This window comes from Enterobacter sp. BIDMC 29 (assembly GCF_019378755.1).
GTDB classification, from domain to species: Bacteria; Pseudomonadota; Gammaproteobacteria; order Enterobacterales; family Enterobacteriaceae; genus Enterobacter; species Enterobacter ludwigii.
Map to the genome: position 1 here is coordinate 197,951 of NZ_CP080000.1, position 22,289 is coordinate 220,239.

Genomic DNA, 22,289 nt, shown 5'->3' on the forward strand with positions numbered 1-22,289 from the left:
AGTGGGAGAGGGGCAGTCAAGGGCTGCAGGAGGCACGCTTACCCCGTCACCACCTCGTCAACCGGCGGTTTCGTTAACAGCGTCAGCATCGCTTTTGCAATTTCGCGTTCACCCATCACCACCTGATCCGCACCACGTTCGGTAATGTACTCCACCTCATCGTCATAATGGGCGCGGGCAATGATCTCAATATTCGGGCACTTCTCACGTGCGGACGCCACAATTTCACCCGCTTCATAGCCGTTTGGAATGGTCAGCAGCAGCCAGCGCGCGCAGTCCAGATGCGCGAGATTCATGATCTCTTCGTTTGCCGCATTGCCCAACACCGCGCGAACGCCGCGCTCGCGCAGCTCGTCGACACGGGTACGTGATGTTTCAATCACCACCAGCGGGATCCCCTGCGCCATCAGCTTCTCACCGAGCAGGCTTCCTACGCGGCCAAAGCCGACCAGCAGGGCATGATTGCAAATATCCACCGGGATCTGCTTCTCTTCTTCGATAGCTTCTTCCAGCGTCTGCTCTTCCAGCGTTTCGGTTTTATCGAGGTATTTTTCCAGCAATGCAAACAGGACCGGGTTCAGCATGATGGAGAGGATCGCTCCGGCGAGGACCAGGTTTTGCCCGGCCTGCGGCAGCAGATTCAGCGCCATACCCAGGCCCGCCAGAATAAAGGCGAACTCACCAATCTGCGCCAGGCTGGCGGCGATGGTCAGAGCGGTACGCGGCGAGTGGCCAAACATCCGTACCAGGAAGAAGGCGGCAACCGACTTACCAAAGATAATAATCGCCAGGGTGCCCATCACGGCCAGCGGTTGCTGAACCAGAACCATCGGATCAAACAGCATCCCGACGGAGACAAAGAACAGGACGGCGAAGGCGTCGCGCAGAGGCAGCGTATCGTGCGCCGCACGGTGGCTCAGCTCGGATTCGTTCAGCACCATCCCGGCGAAGAACGCGCCCAGTGCAAAGGAGACGTCGAACAGTTCAACGGCACCAAAGGCAATCCCCAGCGCCAGGGCAAGGACAGACAGGGTAAACAACTCACGGGAGCCGGTGGCCGCGCTGCGGGACAGGATCCACGGCACCAGACGGCGGCCCACCAGCATCATAATGGTGATAAACGCCACCACTTTCCCGATGGTGATGCTCATGTCCAGCGCCAGCGTCGCAAAGCCGACGCTCTCTTTTTCCATCATACCGGCGACGGCAGGCAGCAACACCAGCGTCAGCACCATCACCAGGTCTTCCACAATCAGCCAGCCTATCGCGATTTGTCCGCGCTGACTGTCGATAAGCTGCCTCTCCTCAAGCGCGCGCAGCAGTACGACAGTACTGGCGGTTGAAAGACACAGCCCAAAGACGATACCGGTCATCAGCGACCAGCCAAGCACTGTCGAAAGCGCCATTCCCAGCAGCGTCGCTACGGCTATCTGTGCGATCGCTCCCGGTATGGCGATCGACTTTACCGCCATCAGATCCTTGAGTGAGAAATGCAGACCCACGCCAAACATCAGCAGAATCACGCCTAATTCCGCCAGTTCAGGCGCCAGTTTGGTATCCGCCACGAAACCTGGCGTAAAAGGACCCGCCAGCACACCCGCTAACAAATAGCCCACCAGAGGCGAAATACGCAGTTTATTGGCAATCATGCCGAGGATAAAAGCGAGCACAAGTCCACCAACAATGGTGGTGATAAGCGGTGTGGCGTGATGCATTCCGTCTCCTTTCGTTGTGGGTGTTCCATTTGGTTAAAAAACCAAAAACCGAGTAATAGTTTATGACAATTTTTGCCGTTATGTTTATGAATAATTGTTGAAGTTTGAATAAAACAGCAATATGCGTGTAAAAAAGCGCATTTTGATAAATTAGGCGGGGGGATGCAGAAGAAACCCTTATGGCATCAGGGGGTCAGGTCGCCAAAGTAAAACTTTAGCGACCGTTATATTACGCTTTATGGCGGTTATCAGGCAGGAATATGGTCAACATCCCCAGAAGTGGCAGGAAAGCACAGATTTTATAGACCAGGAAGATACTGGTGTGGTCGGCAATCATGCCCAGCACTGCCGCACCAAGGCCGCCCATGCCGAAAGCAAAACCGAAAAAGAGCCCGGAAACCATACCGATACGGCCTGGCAACAGCTCCTGAGCGTAAACAAGGATGGCGGAAAACGCCGAGGCGAGGATAAACCCAATAATCACGGTCAAAATCCCCGTCCACTCCAGGCTTGCATACGGCAAAATAAGGGTAAACGGGGCCACGCCGAGGATAGAGCCCCAAATGACGTATTTGCGCCCGATTTTATCGCCCACAGGCCCGCCGATAACCGTCCCTGCAGCCACCGCAAACAGGAAGGCAAACAGGTGAAGCTGGGCGTTTTGGACCGATAATCCGAATTTTTGCATCAGGTAAAAGGTGTAATAGCTGCTGATGCTCGCCATATAGAAGTATTTCGAGAAAATCAGTACCAGAAGCACGGAGACGGCCAGAATGACCTTATCGCGAGGAAGGGGATTGATAACCTTCGCTTTAGGTTTACCTTTGTTCACGCGATGCTGCGCGGCATACCAGCGGCTGATCTGAATCAGTACGATAATCGCCAGCAAGGCTGCCAGCACAAACCACGCCACGTTACCCTTGCCGTACGGAGCGATGATCACCGCTGCCAGCAGTGGGCCGAGGGAGCTGCCAAAGTTACCGCCCACCTGAAAGAGCGATTGCGCCAGCCCGTGACGGCCCCCGGAGGCCATGCGCGCCACGCGTGAGGACTCCGGGTGAAAGACCGACGACCCCGTGCCCACCAGCGCGGCGGCAATCAGCACTGCTTCAAAGCTGCCTGCCATTGCCAGCAGCACCAGCCCGCTCAAGGTAAAACACATGCCAATCGGTAGCGACCACGGCATGGGATATTTATCCGTCCAGTAGCCCACGACCGGTTGCAGAAGCGAGGAGGCCAGCTGGAAGGTCAGGGTGATCATCCCGATCTGCACGAACGTTAACGAAAACTCGGACTGCAGCAGCGGGTAGATCGCGAGAATCAACGACTGGATCATGTCGTTGAGCAGATGTGAAAGACTGATTGCGCCTAACACTTTAAACGAGGTGCGCGACGCCGGAGCGCCAGACACGGGCTGGGTTGATTCACTGATTGCCATAGAGATGAATACCACGTCTTTTGTTATTAGAAATGCAGGGTGTAATTATTATCCAACTAACATACCCGGCAGTGACATTTGAATAAAGTCGCAATTCTGAAAACTTATTTGTCTATTCTTATTAGTCACTGTAATTTTTGCCTTTGTCTATTGGTCAGGGAGAGAGAAGATGAAGTTAATGAAGCGGAGCGTCGCGCTGGCGCTGATCGCCGCCTGGGGTCTGGTTAGCCTGCCCGTGCAGGCCTATGAAAAAGATAAAACCTATAAAATCACCATTCTGCATACCAACGATCACCACGGCCATTTCTGGCGCAGTGAATACGGCGAATACGGTCTGTCGGCACAAAAAACGCTGGTGGATGGCATTCGTAAAGAGGTGGCAGCCCAGGGAGGCAGCGTACTGCTGCTGTCGGGGGGCGATATCAATACCGGTGTGCCGGAATCTGATTTACAGGATGCGGAGCCTGATTTCCGCGGCATGAATCTTATTGGCTACGATGCGATGGCCGTCGGTAACCATGAATTCGATAACCCGCTGACGATGCTGCGTCAGCAGGAAAAATGGGCCAAATTCCCGTTCCTCTCTGCCAACATCTACCAGAAAAGCACCGGCGAGCGACTGTTCAAACCCTGGGCGCTGTTTAAGCGTCAGGATCTGAAAATTGCGGTCATCGGGTTAACCACCGACGATACGGCGAAAATCGGCAACCCTGAGTTCTTTACCGATATCGAATTCCGTAAACCGGCAGACGAAGCGAAACTGGTCATTCAGGAATTGCAGCAGAACGAAAAGCCGGATGTCATTATTGCCACCACCCATATGGGCCACTACGACAACGGTGAGCACGGCTCGAATGCGCCGGGTGACGTGGAGATGGCTCGCAGCCTGCCTGCAGGCTCGCTGGCGATGATTGTGGGCGGTCATTCACAAGACCCGGTCTGCATGGCGTCAGAGAATAAAAAGCAGGTCGACTACGTGCCAGGCACGCCGTGTGCTCCGGACCGTCAGAACGGTATCTGGATTGTGCAGGCGCATGAATGGGGTAAATACGTGGGGCGTGCGGACTTTGAGTTCCGTAACGGCGAGATGAAGCTGGTGCACTATCAGCTCATTCCGGTCAACCTGAAGAAGAAAGTGACTTACCCTGACGGGAAAAGTGAGCGCGTACTCTACACCCCGGAAATTGCCGAGAACGCACAGATGCTCTCCCTGCTGACGCCCTTCCAGAATAAAGGCAAGGCGCAGCTGGACGTGAAGATTGGTACGCTGAATGGTCGTCTGGAAGGGGACCGCAGCAAAGTTCGCTTTGTGCAGACCAATATGGGGCATCTGGTGCTGGCGGCACAAATGGCGCGCACAAATGCCGATTTTGGCGTGATGAGCGGCGGCGGTATCCGCGACTCCATCGAAGGCGGAAACATCACCTATAAAGATGTGCTGAAGGTTCAGCCGTTCGGTAACATCGTGGTGTATGTCGACATGAGCGGTAAAGAGGTGATTGACTATCTCACCGCCGTGGCGCAGATGAAGCCGGACTCCGGCGCTTATCCGCAGTTTGCCAACGTCAGCTTTGTGGCGAAGGACGGCAAGCTCAACGACCTCAAAATCAAAGGCGAGCCGGTCGACCCTGCCAAAACCTACCGCATGGCAACATTAAGCTTTAACGCCACCGGTGGTGACGGTTATCCGCATATCGACAATAAACCGGGCTATGTGAATACCGGGTTTATCGATGCGGAGGTGCTGAAGCAGTTCATCGAGCAGAATTCACCGATCGACGTGAATACCTATGAGCCGAAAGGCGAGGTGAGCTGGCAGTAGTGCGGTTTTGTGCCGGGGGGCGGCTACGCCTGACCCGGCCTGTATGAGAATCGTCGGCCCGGTAAGCACAGTGCCTCCGGGCCACTTCCTCAATCCCGTCGCGCAATATCCGCAAATGTCGCGTCCAGTATTTTCGCCAGATCGCCTGCGGACAGTTCAATATCCAGCCCGCGTTTGCCGCCGGAAATATAAATGGTGTCGAACGTCTGCGAAGGGGCATCAATCAGCGTCGGCAGGCGTTTTTTCTGCCCGAGCGGGCTGATACCGCCAACAAGGTAGCCGGTAGTGCGTTGCGCAACCATCGGATCGGCCATATCCACCTTCTTTGCCCCCAGCGCTTTGGCCACTTTCTTGAGATCCAGCTGCCCGGCAACGGGCGTTACCGCAACGGCGAGGTGTTTCATATCACCGTTCACCGCCACCAGCAGCGTCTTATAAACCCGATCGGCGTTCAGCCCCAGTTTGCGCACCACTTCATCACCAAAATTCGTTTCGCTGGGATCGTGATCGTAGGTGTGGATCCGAAAGGGAATGTTGTTTTTTTCGAGTAATTTAACGGCGGGAGTCATAGCTATCCTTCTTACGACAGACAATTCATGCTGACAGCATACGCCTGACGTTTGTCTAAAAAATAGCACCATCTTGCGCAATAGTATTGGCAGTGATGGTCACTTTGAGCGACAATCGGCTCAACCGAAGGTCTCCTTCGGCATAATAAAAACGATGAAATTCCTCTTTGACGGGCCAATAGAAATATTGGCCATTTTTTTATTTCAGCAGTGACGGCAAATTCCCTTCCCCGTACAAATGTAACGCCCCGACAGCGACCACGTAACGCCCCGCAGGCAATGCATGTAACGTCTGCTGCCAGGCTTTGTTGCGTTCGTTCATCAGCACATCATACAACGATTCACTGAACGTCGACGGCAGCGCCAGTTTACCGTCCGTGGGCGGCGCATTCAGCCACCAGCCGATCATCGTTTGCAACAGACGCGCGTTGGTGTGCCAGTGGGTCAGGGTATCATCCAGCAGCATCAGCCCATCATCAGGAAGCTGGCGCAGCAGGGCTATCTGGCTGTCCGTACCTTCGAGCTCAATGACTGACAAATGGCGTGCTCTCGCGGCATTCAACAGCTGGTAATCAATACCGTAATCGCCGCGTAGCCCCAGACGCTGCGCCTGGGTCGCCTGCAGGACCATCGCGATTTGCCACAGCGGCAGTGTGTCCAGCATGGAGAGCGACACCCCCGTCTCATCTGCGACGCGCGTCAGTTCAGCAAACTGCGTGTCGTTCAAACGTTCAGCCAGGGGGAGATCGCTTTCGAGGCCGGCAAACGGCGACGTCTGGCCCGAAATATCCGCTTCAACGACCAGCGCATCGGCGCTCTTCAGCAGTTTCATCAGACCGGCTGGCAGCGGGGACATATCCTGCGTGCCCATATGGATGCTGCCCACCAGGTGAAGGTGCTGCCCGCCGGGAAGCGAGATATCCATGCCGGGCCAGGCATAACGGCGGGGGAAGAGGGCGCGAAACGATGTTTTTATACGATTAAACAGACTCATACGCGCTCCATAAACGGAAAGGTTCATGCTAGCGCGTAGGAGAAGAAGGTTCAATCTTTCGGTTTAAACCGCAACAACCGGTTTGCGTTGCTCACCACGGTAATGGACGAGAGCGCCATCGCCGCACCCGCGACAACCGGGTTCAGCAGCGTGCCGGTCAGCGGCCACAAAATACCGGCAGCAATCGGGATACCGAGCGAGTTGTAGACGAAGGCACCCAGCAGGTTCTGCTTCATGTTGCGCAAGGTGGCTTTTGAAATCGCCAGCGCGTCCGCAACGCCCATCAGGCTGTGACGCATCAGGGTGATGGCGGCCGTCTCAATGGCGACATCGCTACCGCCCCCCATCGCAATACCCACTTCCGCCTGTGCCAGCGCCGGCGCATCGTTAATCCCGTCACCGACCATCGCCACCTGGCGGCCCTGGCTTTGCAGCGTCTTGATGGCATCTGCTTTGCCGTCAGGTAACACCCCGGCAATGACCTCGTCAATCCCGGCTTCCCGGGCGATGGCGTTCGCCGTCACAGGATTATCCCCGGTCAACATCACCAGGCGATAGCCCGCGCGATGCAGGCGTTGCAACGCCTGCACGCTGTCCTGGCGTAGCGGATCGCGAATTGCCAGCAGCGCCGCGGCCTTGCCATCAACGGCAAGCAGAACCGGGGTTGCGCCCTGAGAGGCCTGAGCTTTCAGGTCTTGTTCCAGGGCAGAGGTCTCAACGCCATGCTCCTTCAGCAGTGCCTGATTCCCCAGCAGCAGCGTGTGCCCTTCGGCGGTACCGCTGACGCCTAAACCGCGCAGGGTGCGGAAATTGCTCACCTGCGGCAGGCTGGCATTCCCGGCTTTCTCAATAATGGCGTGGGCCAGCGGGTGGCTGGAGCCTTGTTCAAGCGCCGCGGCGAGACGCAGCGCGTCATCCTGCGTGATGCCTGCGGTTATCACGGCCACTACCTGCGGTTTCCCTTCCGTCAGCGTGCCGGTTTTATCAAACACCAGCGTGTCCAGCGTGCTCGCCCGCTGCAGCGCATCGGCATCCCGTACCAGCACGCCAAATTCAGCGGCACGGCCTACGCCTGAGATGATCGACATTGGCGTGGCAAGACCGAGCGCGCAAGGACAGGCAATGATCAGCACCGTGGTGGCAATCACCAGGGTATAAACAATTTGCGGTGCCGGACCGAAGACATACCAGATAGCCGCGCTCAGCAGCGCGATACCGACCACGACCGGCACAAAAATGGCGGAGATTTTATCGGCCAGCTGACCAATTTCCGGCTTACTGCTCTGTGCCTGACGCACCATGCGAATAATGCGTGACAGCGTGGTATGGCTGCCGACCGCACTGGCGGTGAAAAGCACGCTACCGTCCTGCACCACCGTACCGGCATGAATGGCATCGCCCTGGGCTTTCTGTTGCGGGACGGGTTCTCCGGTCAGCATCGCTTCGTCAAACCAGGCTTCGCCCTGAGTGATTTCACCGTCGACGGGAACGCGGTCGCCGGTGGTCAGGCGCAGCGTCATGCCGGGTTGAACTTCAGCCAATGGGACATTTTTTTCACCCGTATCCGTCACGACGCGCGCGGTCGGTGGGGTTAAATCCAGCAGGCGCTCCAGCGCCCTGGAGGAGCGCTGACGGGCGCGCGCTTCAAGCATATGGCCGAGGTTAATCAAGCCGATAATCATCGCGCTCGCTTCATAATAGAGATGACGCGCTTCCATCGGGAACCACTGGGGCCAGACGTTGACGCTCATGGAGTACAGCCACGCCGCACCCGTGCCGAGTGCGACAAGGGTATCCATCGTCGCGGTGCGATTTTTCAGGCTTTTCCAGGCGCTGGAGTAGAAGTGACCGCCTGCGAAGACCATCACGGCAAGCGTAATCAACCCAATGACCAGCCACAGCGTGCGGTTATCGTCGGTGACCATCATATTGTCACCGATCATACCCCACACCATGACCGGCACCCCAACCAGCAGCGCGACGATGGCCTGCCAGCGGAAGCGTTTCATGGTGGCGACGGCCGTTTCCTGCTGGCGTTCACGACGTTTGAGGTCATCTTCGATGGCCTCTGCGCCGTAGCCCGCTTTTTCAACGGCCTGCACTAAATCTGCGGCGGAGGCACTGCCCATCACCAGCGCAGTACGCTCCGCAAGATTGACCCGTGCCTGCGCGACACCCGGTACAGCCTGCAAGGCATTTTGTACCCGGGAGACGCAGCTGGCGCAGCTCATGCCGTTGATCAGCAGCTGTTGGCTGTCATCAATATCATCAGCTACCGGAAGCTCAGGAGTGGCCGCTGTCAGTGCTTCCGACGGGGATGATGACTCTGCCAGCGGTTTAGCCTTTGGGTGGCTCAGCTCCGCCCCATAACCAGCCTGTTTGATCGTATCAATCAGCGCATCCGCACTGGCGCTACCGGTGACGGCGGCGTGATCAAGGGTCACTTCAGCGCTGTCTACATCAGGACGCTGTTCCAGACTTTCTTTAACGCGTTTGACACAGTGGCCGCAGGAGAGGCCGTCCAGTGTCAGGTCAATAGTGTGAGACATAACAAAACTCCCGTATAATGATCTGGTCAGATGTTGACCGGCATAACGCTTTTCGCTAACTGTTATGAAGGTTAAACCTTCCATCAAGGGGAAGGTCAAGGGGGAAATGTGAATATCAGTGATGTTGCGAAAAAAACCGGATTGACCAGCAAAGCGATCCGTTTTTATGAAGAGAAGGGGCTGGTGACACCGCCGCTGCGCAGTGAAAATGGCTACCGCAGTTATACGCAACTGCATCTTGATGAACTGACGCTGCTGCGCCAGGCGCGGCAGGTGGGATTTAACCTTGAAGAGTGCGGCGAGCTGGTCACCTTATTCAACGATCCGGCACGCCATAGCGCAGACGTGAAAAAACGAACGCTGGAGAAAGTGGCTGAGATTGAACGCCACATTACCGAGTTACAGGCGATGCGTCAGCAGCTTCTGGCGCTGGCGGAATCCTGTCCGGGGGATGACAGCGCCGACTGCCCGATTATCGATAATCTGTCCGGCTGCTGTCATCGTAAGGCTCATGCCTGACAGGCTTTAACCCGCAGGGTTATTCCTTCCACCGCAATGACCTCAACCTGCGTGCCGGCGCTGAGGTCATCGTCGGCCACCACGGGCCATGAACTGTCGCCCACGCGCATATGTCCGCGCCCGTTAACCAGCGCCGTATCAAGCGTAAAACGTTTGCCGACAATCTGCTGACCGCGCTGATTGAGGTGGGCGTCGAGCGGTTTCTGTTCTGTCACCTGGCGGTTAAGCCAGCGCCACCACAGCCAGGCGGCCAACAGCGTCAGCACGGCAAATAACGCCCCCTGCCACGCCCAGTCCAGGGGCAGTAGCCAGACCACTAACCCGGTAATGACAGCGGCAACACCGCTCCAGAGCAGGTAACCGTTGCCGCCAAGCATCTCCGCGGCCAGCAATAAGCCACCGAGGCTTAGCCAGAATGCATGAGGATGTGCGACGATTAGCTCAATCATTTTTTGCGCTCGTTTCCGCTGTCTTTGATAAGTTCAGTGATCCCGGCGATGGAGCCCATCAGGCTGCTGGCATCCAGCGGCATCATCACCACTTTGCTGTTGTTCGCGGAGCCAATCTCTTTCAGCGCGTCAGTGTATTTTTGCGCAACAAAGTAGTTCACCGCCTGGATATCACCTGCTGCAATTGCTTCAGAGACCATCTGGGTGGCGCGGGCTTCCGCTTCTGCAGAACGTTCACGGGCTTCCGCCTGTAAGAAGGCAGACTGGCGTTCACCTTCCGCTTTCAGGATCTGCGACTGTTTTTCCCCTTCGGCTTTCAGGATCTCTGCCTGACGTACCCCTTCAGCTTCCAGAATGTAGGCGCGTTTGGTCCGTTCCGCTTTCATCTGTGCGTTCATGGAGGCGATCAGCTCTGCCGGTGGACGCACGTCGCGGATCTCAATACGGGTAACTTTGATCCCCCACGGGTTGGTGGCCTCGTCGACAATGTGCAGCAGGCGGGTGTTAATGCTGTCGCGCTGAGAGAGCATCTCGTCCAGCTCCATTGAACCGAGCACGGTACGAATGTTGGTCATCGTCAGATTTACGATAGCCAGCTCCAGATTGCTGACTTCATAGGCCGCTTTTGGCGCATCAATAACCTGTATAAAACAGACCGCATCAATGGTGACGTTGGCGTTATCCTTGGAGATCACTTCCTGGGAAGGAATATCCAGCACCTGTTCCATCATATTGATTTTACGTCCAATCCTGTCCATGAAAGGGACAATCAGGCTTAAACCCGGCTGGAGCGTGTTGGTGTAGCGGCCAAAGCGTTCAACGGTCCACTGATACCCCTGTGGGACAATTTTGACGCCAGCGCCGACAATAACCAGCGCAACGAAAATAAGGACAGGTATAACGATAAGCATAAAAACCTCCTGTTTTGCATGCTGTGACGAAGGGAACTGCGTGTGTGTTATGAGTCAGTATATCGGCTATCGGGCTGAAATTCGCCCCTGTAAAGAAGGGGGCGCGACGAATACCGGTAAAACCTTTACTCCAGCCATCGACACACCCTATTCGCGCTACGTTCGTGAAAGGATTATTCTACGCGTGGTTGCAATAAAGGTGGTTACAGGATGCATGATGAACAATAAAAATACGCTCTTGCAGGTCAGGGATGTCGGTTTTCGTGTGGCAAATACCACGATCCTTCAGCATGTCGATTTTTGTCTTTCCCCGGGGGAGTTCAAACTGATAACAGGGCCGTCAGGCTGTGGCAAAAGTACGTTATTAAAGATTGTCGCTTCACTGCTCAGCCCCACTGAGGGCGCTATTCTGTTTGAAGGGCAGGATATCGCGACACTGTCGCCAGAAAGCTATCGCCAGCAGGTCTCTTACTGCGTGCAAACCCCTTCGCTGTTCGGGGACACGGTTTATGACAACCTGGTCTTTCCGTGGCAAATCCGTCATAAAACGCCGGAGCCAGAAAAATTTATCGCCGATCTGGCCCGCTTTGGCCTGTCGAAAGAGACGCTGACAAAATCCATCAATGAATTATCGGGCGGCGAAAAGCAGCGTGTTTCGCTGATTCGCAATCTGCAGTTTTTGCCGAAGATATTGTTACTGGACGAGATCACCAGCGCGCTGGATGAGGTGAACAAACGCAACGTTAACGAGATTATTCATCGTTACGCAAGCGAGCAGAATATTGCCGTGCTGTGGGTTACGCACGATTCAAACGAAATTACCCATGCGGATGACGTCATTACGCTTGAGCCGCAGGGCGGGAAAATGCAGGAGGCAAACCGTGGGTGAGCATAATATTACGAATACGTCGCTGGCGTTTTCGATGGTACTGGTACTGATCGCTATTGTGGTGAGCTACCGGGAAAAGCTGGGTCTGGAGAAAGATATTATCTGGAGTATCTGCCGCGCGGTTATCCAGCTCATTATTGTCGGCTATGTGCTGAAGTATATTTTTAACGTCAACCACGCGGTGCTGACGCTCCTGATGGTGCTGTTTATCTGCTTTAACGCGGCGTGGAACGCGCAGAAACGCAGTAAGTATATCGATAAAGCGTTTGTCTCATCGTTTATCGCCATTACAACCGGGACGGCGCTGACGCTGGCGGTGCTGGTGGTGTCCGGCTCAATAGAGTTTACGCCGATGCAGGTTATCCCTATTTCCGGGATGATTGCGGGGAACGCTATGGTGGCTGTAGGACTGTGTTACAACAACCTCGGCCAGCGATTTAGCAGTGAACAACAGAAGCTGCAGGAGAAATTAAGTCTGGGGGCAACACCGAAAATGGCCTCGGCGGTACTGATCCGCGACAGCATCCGCTCGTCGCTGATCCCAACGGTGGATTCCGCAAAAACGGTTGGGCTGGTTAGCCTGCCGGGAATGATGTCGGGGCTGATTTTTGCCGGTATCGATCCGGTCAAAGCCATTAAATATCAGATCATGGTGACCTTTATGCTGCTCTCTACGGCCAGCCTGTCGACCATCATTGCCTGCTATTTAACCTATCGGAAGTTCTACAACGCGCGCCATCAGCTGGTGGTGACGCAGTTGAAAAAGGCGGGGTGACCGCCTCTTTTGCAGGCCCGGTGAGCGCAAGCGGCACCGGGCCTGTTCATCAGTAGAGCAGGGCGTACAGCTGACGGCGATACGTCGACGCCAGCGCATCGCCGGTGCCCAGCGCGGCCAGGATCTCCTGGAACATTTTCCGCGCCTGACCGTCGGCGGCACCCAGATCGTTTTGCAGATGGCTGAACAGCAGTGCCAGCGCTTCTTCGTTACGTCCCACCTGATGCAGCTGCAGCGCCAACTGGCTTGCCAGCGCGGCATCGGTCGGGTTATCGGCAACCTGCTGTTGAAGTTGCTGGATCTCCGGCGTATCCGCCGCCTGTTTCAGCAGATCGATCTGCGCGACCAGACCCTGATAACGGGTATCCTGATCCTGCAGTGGAATGGTCTTCAGCACAGCTTCCGCATCGTCGGAACGGTGCAGGGCAATCTGCGTTTCCGCGAGGAGCAGGCCAATCTGGCTGTCCTGTTTCGACAGCTGCCACGCCTCTTTGAGCAGCGGCAGCGCTTCGTCGTATTTGCCTTCCTGCATCAGTCCCATGGCTTCCTGCGCCTTCAGCTCTTCCTCGCGCGGCAGGACTTTATCCAGCAGGGCGCGGATCGCTTCTTCAGGCTGTGGCCCCTGGAAGCCATCAACAGGTTGCCCATTCTGGAACAGATAGACGGTAGGAATCGCGCGCAGGCCAAACTGAGACGCCACCATAGGCTCAGCGTCACAATCCAGTTTGGCGAGAATGAACTGGCCATTGTATTGCGCGGCAAGGCTTTCGAGTACCGGCGTCAGCTGCAGACAGTGTTGACTACGCTCAGACCAGAAGTAGAACAGCACCGGTTTGGTCATGGACTGTTCGAGGGTCTGTTGCAGGTTTGCTTCAGTGATATTGACGATATTCTGTACGGACATGCGGCCTTCTCTTTTATCGGTTTGTTATTTACATGGGGGTTAGCGACGACGCTTCAACTCAACCGTGTAAAATTTTGTCCATCATCCGGCCCGGCAGCAGGCGTTTTAACCAGCCTACCGCATGGGTTACCAGCGTCACCGGATAGCGCATTTTGGGGTTTTCGCTCTCAAAAGCATGGCGTACTTTAGCGACGACTGCTTCCGGCCCGAGCGTAAAGCGTGCGGCGATACCGGGATTTTCGACCGGTTTATCCGCCTGGGTCTGGTTAACGTTTTCCGTAAAGCGGGTGCGGATAGGGCCCGGCTCGATCAGGCTGACCTTAATGCCGCTGTGACGCAACTCCATGCGCAGGGCATCGGACCAGGCCTCCAGCGCATACTTGCTGGCGGCATAGGCCCCGCGGCCCGGGGTTGAAATCAGCCCCATCACGGAGGAGGTCATCACAATGCGTCCTTCACCGTGCGGCAGCATGGCGGGAAGCAGGCGCATGGTGAGCTGATGGACGCCAAAGAAATTGGTGGAAAACTGTTTTTCCAGCTGCTCGCGGGTAAGCGTGTCCAGGGGACCATACACGCCGTAACCGGCATTGTTAAAAAGGCCGTACAGACGGTTGTCGGTCAGGGCCAGCACCTCATCGGCTGCGCGTTCCACGCTTTCCGGTGAGTCTAAATCCAGTAACACACCGGTAAAGCCCAGCCCGTTCATGCGTTCGACGTCGTCGGGTTTACGACAGGCCGCCAGTACCCAATATCCCTGACGCTTCAATTCGAGTGCACTTTCAAGACCGATTCCGCTGGAACATCCTGTAATTAAGACCGATTTTTGCATAACTTTACCTGTCAGGATCTCCGCTGAATTAGGAGTCATGTTTAACTAAAGGGGCCAGCCGTGTTGCCATCCAGTCGGCAATAAACGGCTGCGCATCGCGATTGGGGTGGATCCCATCGTCTTGCATCCACTGGGATTTGAGATAGACCTCTTCCATAAAAAATGGCAGCAGCGGAATATCAAACTCGTTGGCAAGCTTTGGGTAGATCGCGCTAAAGGCTTCATTATACCGACGTCCATAGTTGGCGGGCAGGCGAATTTGCATCAGCAGCGGTTGCGCATTCGCGGCCTTAATATCCTTAAGGATCGTGCGCAGGGTCTGTTCCGTTTGCTGAGGCTGGAAACCACGCAAGCCATCATTACCGCCCAGCTCAACCAGCACCCATCGCGGTTGATGCTGTTTGAGCAAGGCTGGCAGGCGCGACAAGCCTTGCTGCGAGGTATCACCGCTGATGCTGCCATTAATAACCGTTGTCTTACTCTGCCATTTGTCATTGAGCAGAGCCGGCCAGGCCGCGTTGGCCGCCATGCGATAGCCTGCACTCAGGCTGTCACCGAGAACCAGTAACGTGTCCGCTGCCGCCGCGCGGAAAGTCATCAGGATTAAAAACAGGAAGGGCAAATGCCAGCGGAAAACATTGTTGAAGTTCATCGTCTTAAGAAGTCCGTCGGTCAGGGGGAACACGAGCTTTCCATCCTCACCGGAGTTGAACTCGTTGTCAAACGCGCCGAAACCATTGCGCTGATTGGCGAGTCCGGCTCCGGGAAGTCCACGCTCCTGGCCATTTTAGCCGGTCTGGACGACGGTAGCAGTGGAGAGGTCAACCTGGTCGGGCAACCGCTGCATCAGCTTGATGAAGAGGCACGTGCCGCGCTCCGTGCACGTCATATCGGCTTTGTCTTTCAGTCCTTCATGCTGATCCCGACGCTCAATGCGCTGGAAAACGTTGAACTGCAGGCACTGCTGCGCGGCGGTAACAGCCGTGAAAGTCGCGCCCACGCCAAGGCATTGCTGGAGCAGCTTGGGCTTGGCAAACGCCTCGACCATCTCCCGGCGCAGCTTTCCGGCGGGGAGCAACAGCGTGTGGCCCTGGCCCGGGCGTTTAACGGCCGCCCGGACGTGCTGTTTGCGGATGAGCCTACCGGAAACCTCGACCGAAAGACCGGGGATAAAATTGCTGACCTGCTGTTTTCGCTCAACCGTGAACACGGGACCACGCTGATTCTGGTGACCCACGATCCGCAACTGGCTGCCCGCTGCGACCGTCGCCTGCGGCTGGTTAACGGTGAACTGCAGGAGGAAGCATGATTGCCCGCTGGTTCTGGCGCGAATGGCGCTCGCCCACGCTGTTGATTGTCTGGATGGCGTTAAGCCTGGCGGTAGCCTGCGTGCTGGCGCTGGGCAGCGTCAGCGATCGCATGGAGAAAGGGTTAAGCCAGCAAAGCCGCGAGTTTATGGCCGGAGACAGGGCGCTGCAAAGCTCGCGTCCCGTCCCGCCGGGCTGGCTTGAGGAGGCGCGTAAGCGTGGACTGAAGGTGGGGGAACAGCTGAGCTTTCAGACCATGACCTTTGCCGGCGATACGCCGCAGCTGGCGAGCGTCAAAGCCGTCGACGACCTTTACCCGCTGTACGGTGAACTGCAGACCAGCCCGCCTGGCTTAAAGCCGAAACCGGGCACGGTGCTGCTGGCGCCACGTTTAATGGCGCTGCTGAACCTGAAAACGGGTGACAGCATCGACGTGGGTGACGCCACGCTCCGTATCGCCGGGGAGGTGGTTCAGGAACCTGACTCCGGCTTTAACCCGTTCCAGCTTGCCCCGCGCTTGCTGATGAATACCGCTGATGTGGCAAATACCCATGCCGTGCAGCCGGGAAGCCGCGTCACCTGGCGCTATAAGTTTGCGGGAACGCCCGCCCAGCTTGACGCGTATGAAAAATGGCTTCTGCCGCAGTTAAAACCAGAGCACCGCTGGTACGGACTGGAGCAGGACGAAGGGGCGCTTGGTAAATCTCTCGAACGTTCTCAGCAGTTCCTGCTGCTTTCAGCGCTGTTAACCCTGCTGTTGGCCGTGGCAGCGGTGGCGGTGGCCATGGGGCACTACTGCCGCAGCCGATACGATCTGGTGGCGATCCTCAAAACCCTCGGCGCGGGCAGCGCCCAATTGCGTAAGCTGATTGTCGGCCAGTGGCTGATGCTGCTGGTGTTGTCAGCACTCACCGGTGGGGCGATGGGGCTGCTGTTTGAAAAGCTGCTGATGGTCATGCTGAAACCGGTACTGCCTGCCGCACTTCCACCGGCCAGCCTCTGGCCGTGGCTGTGGGCGATTGGCGCGATGATGGTGATCTCGGTGCTGGTGGGGCTTCGCCCGTACCGGCTATTGCTCGCGACGCAGCCGCTGCGCGTGCTGCGCCGTGACGTGGTGGCCAACGTCTGGCCGCTGAAGTTCTATCTTCCTGTCATTGTTGCGGTGTCGGTTGGGTTGTTGGCCTGGCTGATGGGCGGCAGCACGCTGCTGTGGGCCGTACTGGCCGGGGCGGTGGTGCTGGCGCTGCTGTGTGGTGTGGTCGGCTGGGTGCTCCTTAATGTGCTTAAAAAGCTGACGGTGAAGTCGCTTCCCGTGCGGCTGGCGGTGAACCGTCTGCTGCACCAGCCCTGGTCTACGCTGAGTCAGCTGTCTGCCTTTTCGCTGTCGTTTATGCTGCTGGCACTGCTGCTGGTGCTGCGCGGCGATCTGCTGGATCGCTGGCAACAGCAGCTTCCGCCGGAAAGCCCGAACTATTTCCTGATCAATATCGCCCCTGAGCAGGTGACACCGCTGAAGACGTTCCTGGCGGAACACCAGATTGTGCCGGAGTCGTTCTACCCCATCGTCCGTGCGCGTCTGACGCAGATCAACGGCCAGTCCACGGAGGGAAACAAGGATGAATCGCTTAACCGCGAACTGAACCTGACCTGGCAGGAGAAACGTCCAGATCACAACCCGATTACCGCCGGCAGCTGGCCGCCGAAAGCGGGAGAAGTCTCGATGGAAGAGGGGCTGGCGACGCGCCTGAACGTCAGGCTGGGCGACAGCGTGACTTTTACCGGCGATACCCAGGACTTTAGCGCTAAGGTCACCAGCCTGCGTAAGGTGGACTGGGAAAGCCTGCGGCCGAACTTCTTCTTTATTTTCCCCGCAGGCGCACTGGACGGACAGCCGCAAAGCTGGCTCACCAGTTTCCGCTGGGAAAACGGCAACGGTATGCTGACCCGGCTGAACCGCGAATTTCCGACGGTCAGCCTGCTGGATATTGGCGCGATCCTTAAACAGGTCGGGCAGGTGCTGGAGCAGGTCAGCCGGGCACTGGAGGTTATGGTGGTGCTGGTGACGATCTGCGGCGTACTGTTGCTGCTGGCCCAGGTGCAGGTCGGGATGCGGCAGCGTCATCAGGAGCTGGTGGTCTATCGCACGCTCGGGGCGAGCAAGCGACTGCTGCGCACCACGCTGTGGAGCGAGTTCGCCCTGCTGGGGCTGGTCTCGGGTCTGGTGGCGGCGATGGGGGCTGAGACGGCGTTAGCCGTGCTGCAGACCCGGGTCTTCGATTTCCCATGGGAGCCTGACTGGCGACTGTGGTTCACGCTGCCGGTCTGCGGTGCGGTGCTGCTGTCGCTGTGCGGCGGCTGGCTCGGCACGCGATTGCTAAAAGGCAAAGCGCTGTTCCGTCAGTTTGCCAGTTAGTTCAAATCCGTGATAATTACGCACCGGTTTATCTGCTGGTGCGTAATAATTTAGCAGCACAAATCGGTAATACCCATGCGTTTAGTAGCACAAAACATTAAAAACCCGCGCACACAGCAAGATTATTTCCAGTTAATATTCACCTGCTAAATATTTAGCAGCGTGTCTATAAAGGAAAAATAATGACTATAAAAAAATCAGCGCTGGCAGTAACAATTGGCGCAGCAGTGGCATTGACCTCCTTCGCATCTCAGGCGGAAATCACGGTTCTTAAACAAGACCCTCAGGCGGGTAACCCGCTGAGCCGTCTTAACTTTACCGTTGGCGGCAGTATTCGTCCTCAGTTCAACATGATGACGGGCGACGGCGATAAAGGCTCCTACAAACGTAATGGCTTCGACGGCGGCACCCGTTTCCGTTTCGCAGCAGATTACTATCTGTTTGATGACATCAGCTGGATCAGCTACTACGAGCTGGGTGTGAACATTCCGGCGCTGTTCAACTGGGATAACCACTACGCTGAAGGTGCTAACGACACCTCTCGCCGTATGCTGTACACCGGTCTGAAGAGCGACACCTGGGGTACGCTGACCTTCGGTCAACAGAACAGCGTTTACTATGATGTGGTTGGCGTGAAAACCGATATCTGGGACTACGACATGATTGGTCAGGCTCCAGGTAACGGGATCAACGGTGACTACGACGGCTCTTATCGTTCACGCAAAATGCTGAAATATAAGAAAACCGTAGGCGATGCGGATATCTATGCATCCTACCTGTTTGAAGACAGCGAATACCTGCCGGGCAATGGCCTGCGTTACAAACGTAAAGGCGGCGGTTCACTGGGTCTGGATTACCACCTGACCACCGATCTGACCTGGGGCGCAGCGTGGAACTACACCCGCGCGGACATGCGTAACCCGGACAACGGCGACAGCAAATCTTACGACCAGAATATCCTCGGTACCGCGCTGAGCTGGACGCCGGATAACTGGACCTTCTCGGCTGGCGGCGGCTGGTACCAGAACTTCCTGACCACCAAAAAAGTGTCTACTGACAACTACTTTGCCGGTGATGCATGGGGTATTGAATACTTCGCAGGGTACAAATTCCCAATCGATCAGTATGCGGTGAAATCCATCCAGCCTTACTTCATGGGTGACCGTATTGAGTACGTGAATGGTCGTAACTACCAGCGTATCGATAACGGCGTGGGTGTTAGCGTCCAGCTGGACTACGGTTTCCGTGTTGATTACGAACACGTGTTCACCTCCAGCACGGATAACCTGGGCGACATGAACCTGGTGCGTCTGCGTTACGACTTCTAAGTTCAGTCAGCAGGGGAGTCACCCCGCTATGAAAACGGCAACCCTGGGTTGCCGTTTTTTTTGCGCGTGATTCAGCGATTGAGCCAGTCAGCCACGTCCTCAAACGTTCCGCGATACACAATCTTCTCCGCCTTTTTTGCCAGCTGCCAGGTGTACATCGGGTCGTAATAGTCGTTCAGCAGCGGGGCAAGCCAGCGCAAATGCGCGTCGGTGCTGCCAGAACGTTGTTGCTCCTGCAGGGCGGAATCCAGCAGCGCCGTAAAGTCTGCAAAGCGCTGCAGCCCCAGACGGCGGCGAATGGCAAACAGGCCGTGGTGCAGGTATTCGCTGTACGCTTTCCAGCCCGCCTCTTCGCCAAAGGCAGCAGAAAAATCCGCCCACATATGGTCGAAATACTCTTCACGCAGGCGTTCAAGACGGACATCAAACGGGTCTTCTACCACCACAACAGGTGACTGGACCATGCGGTCGCGCAGGCATTCCGGCAGGTGGTTGGAACCAATCATCCGCCCTTCATCCTCCAGCACCCAGCGTGCGGCCTCTTTTTTCAACAGCACGACGGCGAGCTGATTTTCGAAGCTCGCCTGCGAAAGCTGTGGTGTGAGCGTGCGGCCAAACGACGAGCCGCGATGGTGCGCCAGCCCTTCCAGATCCACGCCCTGCGCGTGCTGTTTCACCAGCAACGTTTTGCCGCTCCCGGTACAGCCGCCGATCAGCACCATCGGTTTTTGCACCTGCTCAGCGGTTACCTCAATTGCGGTCTGACGCAGCGCTTTATAGCCGCCTGCGATCAGCGGGTAATCCACGCCGCGCGCTTTCAACCAGGCCTGAGTGATATGCGAGCGTTGACCGCCACGCGCGCAGCAGAGGTAGCCGGTGGGGTGGGAGAGACAGGCTTCGCGCCAGGCGTTAATGCGCATCTCACGGGTAATGCCTGCGACCAGGCTATGGCCGAGAGCAAGCGCAGCGTCCGGCCCCTGGCGTTTATAGCAGGTGCCGACGGCGGCGCGTTCATCATCGTTCATCAGAGGCAGGTTGATTGCCGCAGGCATCGCGCCCTGGGCGAATTCGATCGGCGCGCGAACGTCGATTAAAGGGGTATCGGATGCGAGGATCGCGCGATAGTCCGTTCCATCGTTCATGGTTTTTCCAGAAGAAAACTAAGCTGCAATGGGCGGGGATTGTACGCCGGGGAGGGGGAAGGTCAACTCCCCGGCAGAGGAGTATTACTTAAGCTTTGATTGCGCCCAGATAATTCCGCTCGCGTATTCCGGCGGCAGGAGAGGAATAATCGCTTCCAGCGTGGCGCCCAGACGATCGGTGTCGGTATCGTTCAGGTTCAGGTGACCGACCTTACGACCCGGACGCACCTCTTTGTCATACCAGTGCAGATGCACCAGCGGCAGCTTGAGCCAGTCGTAGTTCAGATCGGTACCGATCAGGTTGATCATCACCGACGGGCTGTTCACCACCGGCTGCGGCAGCGGCAGGTCAGTGATGGCGCGCAGGTGCAGCTCGAACTGGCTGATGGACGCCCCGTTTTGGGTCCAGTGACCGCTGTTGTGAACGCGCGGTGCCAGTTCGTTAATCAGCAGACCGGACGGCGTGACAAAACACTCCATCGCCATGACGCCGACGTAACCGAGTTCGTGCATGATGGCAGAGAGCATCTCTTCTGCCTGCGCCTGCTGTTCAGCACTGGCCTGCGGGAATGCAACGCTGGTACGCAGGATCCCGTCCTGATGCAGGTTATGCGTCAGCGGATAAAAAACGGTATGGTCGTCCTGCCCGCGAGCACCTACCAGAGAGACTTCACCGCTGAAGTTAATGCCCTGCTCAACGATGCACTCCCCGTAGCAATCGTCCGGCAGCTCGTGAGTGTCATCGGCGCGCAGACGCCACTGTCCACGACCGTCGTACCCGCCGACGCGACGCTTCACAATTGCCAGCTCGCCCAGCATTGCAAATACATCCTTCCACTCGCTTTTATCGGACAACAGCTGCCACGGCGCAGTCGGCAGCCCGAGCTTATCGAACAGCTGCTTTTGCGTCAGACGGTCAGCAATAATGGGAAAGACGTCGCGGTTAACGAAGGCATTATGACGCGCCAGCTCGCGCGTCAGGGCCGTTTGTGGCCAGCGTTCAATCTCCGCGGTGATCACACTCTGGTGAAACGGCACGGCTTCCGGTTCGTCATCCAGCCCGACGGGCCAGACGGCAATACCCAGCGGCTCACCGGCCTGACGCAGCATACGGCCTAACTGACCATTACCGAGGACGCATACCTGCTTCATGCCGCACCCCGCGGGTCCGGATTGTCCAGCACCTCGTCGGTCTGGGCTTTACGCCAGTCCGCCAGACGCTGATGTAACGCTTTATCGTGAGTCGCCAGGATCTGCGCGGCGAGCAGGGCAGCGTTGGCAGCGCCCGCTTTACCAATGGCCAGCGTGCCGACCGGAATGCCACGCGGCATCTGAACGATGGAATAGAGGCTATCGACACCACTTAACGCAGCGCTTTGCACCGGAACACCCAGAACCGGTACCAGCGTTTTGGCGGCAATCATGCCTGGCAGATGTGCTGCGCCGCCCGCACCGGCAATGATCACCTCATAACCCTTCTCTTCGGCGCTTTCGGCGAAGCTGAACAGTTTGTCCGGTGTACGGTGTGCGGAGACCACTTCAACGTGGTGCGGAACATTCAGGATTTCAAAGATTTCGGCGGTGAACTGCATGGTAGCCCAGTCGCTTTTGGACCCCATCACGATGGCGACACGCGCCGGATTATTGCGGGAAGACATGCGTCTTAAAACTCCTGTGGTGCGAAACACACTGCTTTCGAGGGCACAGAGAATAGCATGTAATAGGGGCAAGGAAAA

At 56.7% G+C, this 22,289-nt stretch carries 20 protein-coding genes; 7 read left to right on the forward strand and 13 right to left on the reverse strand.

Annotated elements, in window-relative coordinates; all coding sequences use genetic code 11:
• Positions 1-38 precede the first annotated feature (38 nt).
• Positions 39-1,715 carry a YbaL family putative K(+) efflux transporter gene (gene ybaL, locus JTA15_RS00915; RefSeq protein WP_014168917.1) on the reverse strand — a complete coding sequence of 559 codons (1,677 nt, stop codon included), beginning with the start codon at positions 1,713-1,715 and terminating at the stop codon, positions 39-41.
• A 229-nt stretch (positions 1,716-1,944) separates the two neighbouring features.
• Positions 1,945-3,153: an MFS transporter gene (locus JTA15_RS00920; RefSeq protein ID WP_032677549.1), complete on the reverse strand. Its 1,209-nt coding sequence runs from the start codon at positions 3,151-3,153 to the stop codon at positions 1,945-1,947.
• Positions 3,154-3,322: 169 nt separating this feature from the next.
• Here JTA15_RS00920 and ushA point away from each other — a divergent pair, with 169 nt between their 5' ends.
• The gene (gene ushA, locus JTA15_RS00925; RefSeq protein ID WP_219372745.1) at positions 3,323-4,975 is read left to right on the forward strand and encodes a bifunctional UDP-sugar hydrolase/5'-nucleotidase UshA; all 1,653 of its coding nucleotides are present in this window, start codon (positions 3,323-3,325) and stop codon (positions 4,973-4,975) included.
• Positions 4,976-5,064: 89 nt separating this feature from the next.
• Here the strand turns inward: ushA and ybaK are convergent, their stop codons facing one another.
• The 3 genes from ybaK to copA form a co-directional block, all read right to left on the reverse strand.
• Positions 5,065-5,544, reverse strand: coding sequence for a Cys-tRNA(Pro)/Cys-tRNA(Cys) deacylase YbaK (gene ybaK, locus JTA15_RS00930; RefSeq protein WP_020885175.1), 480 nt, complete (start codon positions 5,542-5,544; stop codon positions 5,065-5,067).
• 199 nt (positions 5,545-5,743) lie between these two features.
• On the reverse strand, positions 5,744-6,538 hold the full coding sequence (locus JTA15_RS00935; protein ID WP_025204835.1) for a TraB/GumN family protein: 795 nt from the start codon (positions 6,536-6,538) through the stop codon (positions 5,744-5,746).
• Between the two features lie 50 nt (positions 6,539-6,588).
• Entirely contained in the window at positions 6,589-9,087 is a 2,499-nt protein-coding gene (copA, locus tag JTA15_RS00940; protein WP_219372746.1) for a copper-exporting P-type ATPase CopA, read from the reverse strand.
• 108 nt (positions 9,088-9,195) lie between these two features.
• Here copA and cueR point away from each other — a divergent pair, with 108 nt between their 5' ends.
• Positions 9,196-9,606: a Cu(I)-responsive transcriptional regulator gene (gene cueR / locus JTA15_RS00945; RefSeq protein WP_014168923.1), complete on the forward strand. Its 411-nt coding sequence runs from the start codon at positions 9,196-9,198 to the stop codon at positions 9,604-9,606.
• Here the strand turns inward: cueR and JTA15_RS00950 are convergent.
• Both JTA15_RS00950 and JTA15_RS00955 read right to left on the reverse strand, forming a co-directional pair.
• A complete protein-coding gene (locus JTA15_RS00950; protein ID WP_014168924.1) occupies positions 9,597-10,055 on the reverse strand; it encodes an NfeD family protein in 459 nt (152 codons plus the stop codon). The two genes, cueR and JTA15_RS00950, sit on opposite strands and share 10 nt — an antisense overlap.
• The gene (locus tag JTA15_RS00955) at positions 10,052-10,966 is read right to left on the reverse strand and encodes an SPFH domain-containing protein (RefSeq protein ID WP_014168925.1); all 915 of its coding nucleotides are present in this window, start codon (positions 10,964-10,966) and stop codon (positions 10,052-10,054) included. The genes JTA15_RS00950 and JTA15_RS00955 overlap by 4 nt, the downstream gene beginning before the upstream one ends.
• Positions 10,967-11,183: 217 nt before the next feature.
• Between JTA15_RS00955 and fetA the strand changes: the two genes are divergently transcribed.
• Positions 11,184-11,855, forward strand: coding sequence for an iron ABC transporter ATP-binding protein FetA (gene fetA, locus JTA15_RS00960; protein ID WP_032677558.1), 672 nt, complete (start codon positions 11,184-11,186; stop codon positions 11,853-11,855).
• A complete protein-coding gene (fetB, locus tag JTA15_RS00965) occupies positions 11,848-12,630 on the forward strand; it encodes an iron export ABC transporter permease subunit FetB (RefSeq protein WP_020885171.1) in 783 nt (260 codons plus the stop codon). Before fetA ends, fetB begins: the two co-directional genes overlap by 8 nt.
• A 49-nt stretch (positions 12,631-12,679) precedes the next feature.
• Here the strand turns inward: fetB and JTA15_RS00970 are convergent, their stop codons facing one another.
• The 3 genes from JTA15_RS00970 to tesA are packed head-to-tail and all read right to left on the reverse strand — an operon-like array spanning position 12,680 to position 15,015.
• A complete protein-coding gene (locus JTA15_RS00970) occupies positions 12,680-13,534 on the reverse strand; it encodes a co-chaperone YbbN (protein ID WP_025204830.1) in 855 nt (284 codons plus the stop codon).
• A gap of 58 nt (positions 13,535-13,592) precedes the next feature.
• Entirely contained in the window at positions 13,593-14,402 is an 810-nt protein-coding gene (locus JTA15_RS00975; protein ID WP_014168929.1) for an SDR family oxidoreductase, read from the reverse strand.
• Positions 14,392-15,015 carry a multifunctional acyl-CoA thioesterase I/protease I/lysophospholipase L1 gene (tesA, locus tag JTA15_RS00980; RefSeq protein WP_219372747.1) on the reverse strand — a complete coding sequence of 208 codons (624 nt, stop codon included), beginning with the start codon at positions 15,013-15,015 and terminating at the stop codon, positions 14,392-14,394. Before tesA ends, JTA15_RS00975 begins: the two co-directional genes overlap by 11 nt.
• Between tesA and ybbA the strand changes: the two genes are divergently transcribed.
• The 3 genes from ybbA (at position 14,986) to JTA15_RS00995 (ending at position 19,411) form a co-directional block, all read left to right on the forward strand.
• A complete protein-coding gene (gene ybbA / locus JTA15_RS00985; RefSeq protein WP_219372748.1) occupies positions 14,986-15,672 on the forward strand; it encodes a putative ABC transporter ATP-binding protein YbbA in 687 nt (228 codons plus the stop codon). The genes tesA and ybbA overlap by 30 nt on opposite strands.
• The gene (gene ybbP / locus JTA15_RS00990; protein ID WP_068795146.1) at positions 15,669-18,083 is read left to right on the forward strand and encodes a putative ABC transporter permease subunit YbbP; all 2,415 of its coding nucleotides are present in this window, start codon (positions 15,669-15,671) and stop codon (positions 18,081-18,083) included. Before ybbA ends, ybbP begins: the two co-directional genes overlap by 4 nt.
• Positions 18,084-18,265: 182 nt before the next feature.
• Complete coding sequence (locus tag JTA15_RS00995) at positions 18,266-19,411, forward strand: porin (RefSeq protein ID WP_014168933.1); 1,146 nt, start codon at positions 18,266-18,268, stop codon at positions 19,409-19,411.
• Positions 19,412-19,482: 71 nt separating this feature from the next.
• Here JTA15_RS00995 and mnmH read toward each other — a convergent pair whose 3' ends face one another.
• The 3 genes from mnmH to purE all read right to left on the reverse strand — a co-directional run bounded on the left by mnmH (position 19,483) and on the right by purE (position 22,211).
• On the reverse strand, positions 19,483-20,553 hold the full coding sequence (mnmH, locus tag JTA15_RS01000; protein ID WP_219372749.1) for a tRNA 2-selenouridine(34) synthase MnmH: 1,071 nt from the start codon (positions 20,551-20,553) through the stop codon (positions 19,483-19,485).
• 84 nt (positions 20,554-20,637) lie between these two features.
• A complete protein-coding gene (gene purK / locus JTA15_RS01005; RefSeq protein WP_219372750.1) occupies positions 20,638-21,705 on the reverse strand; it encodes a 5-(carboxyamino)imidazole ribonucleotide synthase in 1,068 nt (355 codons plus the stop codon).
• Positions 21,702-22,211: a 5-(carboxyamino)imidazole ribonucleotide mutase gene (gene purE, locus JTA15_RS01010; RefSeq protein ID WP_020885164.1), complete on the reverse strand. Its 510-nt coding sequence runs from the start codon at positions 22,209-22,211 to the stop codon at positions 21,702-21,704. The genes purK and purE overlap by 4 nt, the downstream gene beginning before the upstream one ends.
• Between the last annotated feature and the right edge of the window lie 78 nt (positions 22,212-22,289).

Coding starts and splice junctions, on each gene's coding strand:
- ybbP (WP_068795146.1), top strand. CDS start 15,669: ATGATTGCCCGCTGGTTCTGGCGCGAATGGCGCTCGCCCACGCTGTTG.
- mnmH (WP_219372749.1), bottom strand. CDS start 20,553: ATGAACGATGGAACGGACTATCGCGCGATCCTCGCATCCGATACCCCT.
- tesA (WP_219372747.1), bottom strand. CDS start 15,015: ATGAACTTCAACAATGTTTTCCGCTGGCATTTGCCCTTCCTGTTTTTA.
- ybaL (WP_014168917.1), bottom strand. CDS start 1,715: ATGCATCACGCCACACCGCTTATCACCACCATTGTTGGTGGACTTGTG.
- JTA15_RS00955 (WP_014168925.1), bottom strand. CDS start 10,966: ATGCTTATCGTTATACCTGTCCTTATTTTCGTTGCGCTGGTTATTGTC.
- JTA15_RS00950 (WP_014168924.1), bottom strand. CDS start 10,055: ATGATTGAGCTAATCGTCGCACATCCTCATGCATTCTGGCTAAGCCTC.
- JTA15_RS00995 (WP_014168933.1), top strand. CDS start 18,266: ATGACTATAAAAAAATCAGCGCTGGCAGTAACAATTGGCGCAGCAGTG.
- ybbA (WP_219372748.1), top strand. CDS start 14,986: ATGCCAGCGGAAAACATTGTTGAAGTTCATCGTCTTAAGAAGTCCGTC.
- JTA15_RS00935 (WP_025204835.1), bottom strand. CDS start 6,538: ATGAGTCTGTTTAATCGTATAAAAACATCGTTTCGCGCCCTCTTCCCC.
- fetA (WP_032677558.1), top strand. CDS start 11,184: ATGAACAATAAAAATACGCTCTTGCAGGTCAGGGATGTCGGTTTTCGT.
- copA (WP_219372746.1), bottom strand. CDS start 9,087: ATGTCTCACACTATTGACCTGACACTGGACGGCCTCTCCTGCGGCCAC.
- ushA (WP_219372745.1), top strand. CDS start 3,323: ATGAAGTTAATGAAGCGGAGCGTCGCGCTGGCGCTGATCGCCGCCTGG.
- purE (WP_020885164.1), bottom strand. CDS start 22,211: ATGTCTTCCCGCAATAATCCGGCGCGTGTCGCCATCGTGATGGGGTCC.
- purK (WP_219372750.1), bottom strand. CDS start 21,705: ATGAAGCAGGTATGCGTCCTCGGTAATGGTCAGTTAGGCCGTATGCTG.
- JTA15_RS00975 (WP_014168929.1), bottom strand. CDS start 14,402: ATGACTCCTAATTCAGCGGAGATCCTGACAGGTAAAGTTATGCAAAAA.
- JTA15_RS00920 (WP_032677549.1), bottom strand. CDS start 3,153: ATGGCAATCAGTGAATCAACCCAGCCCGTGTCTGGCGCTCCGGCGTCG.
- JTA15_RS00970 (WP_025204830.1), bottom strand. CDS start 13,534: ATGTCCGTACAGAATATCGTCAATATCACTGAAGCAAACCTGCAACAG.
- ybaK (WP_020885175.1), bottom strand. CDS start 5,544: ATGACTCCCGCCGTTAAATTACTCGAAAAAAACAACATTCCCTTTCGG.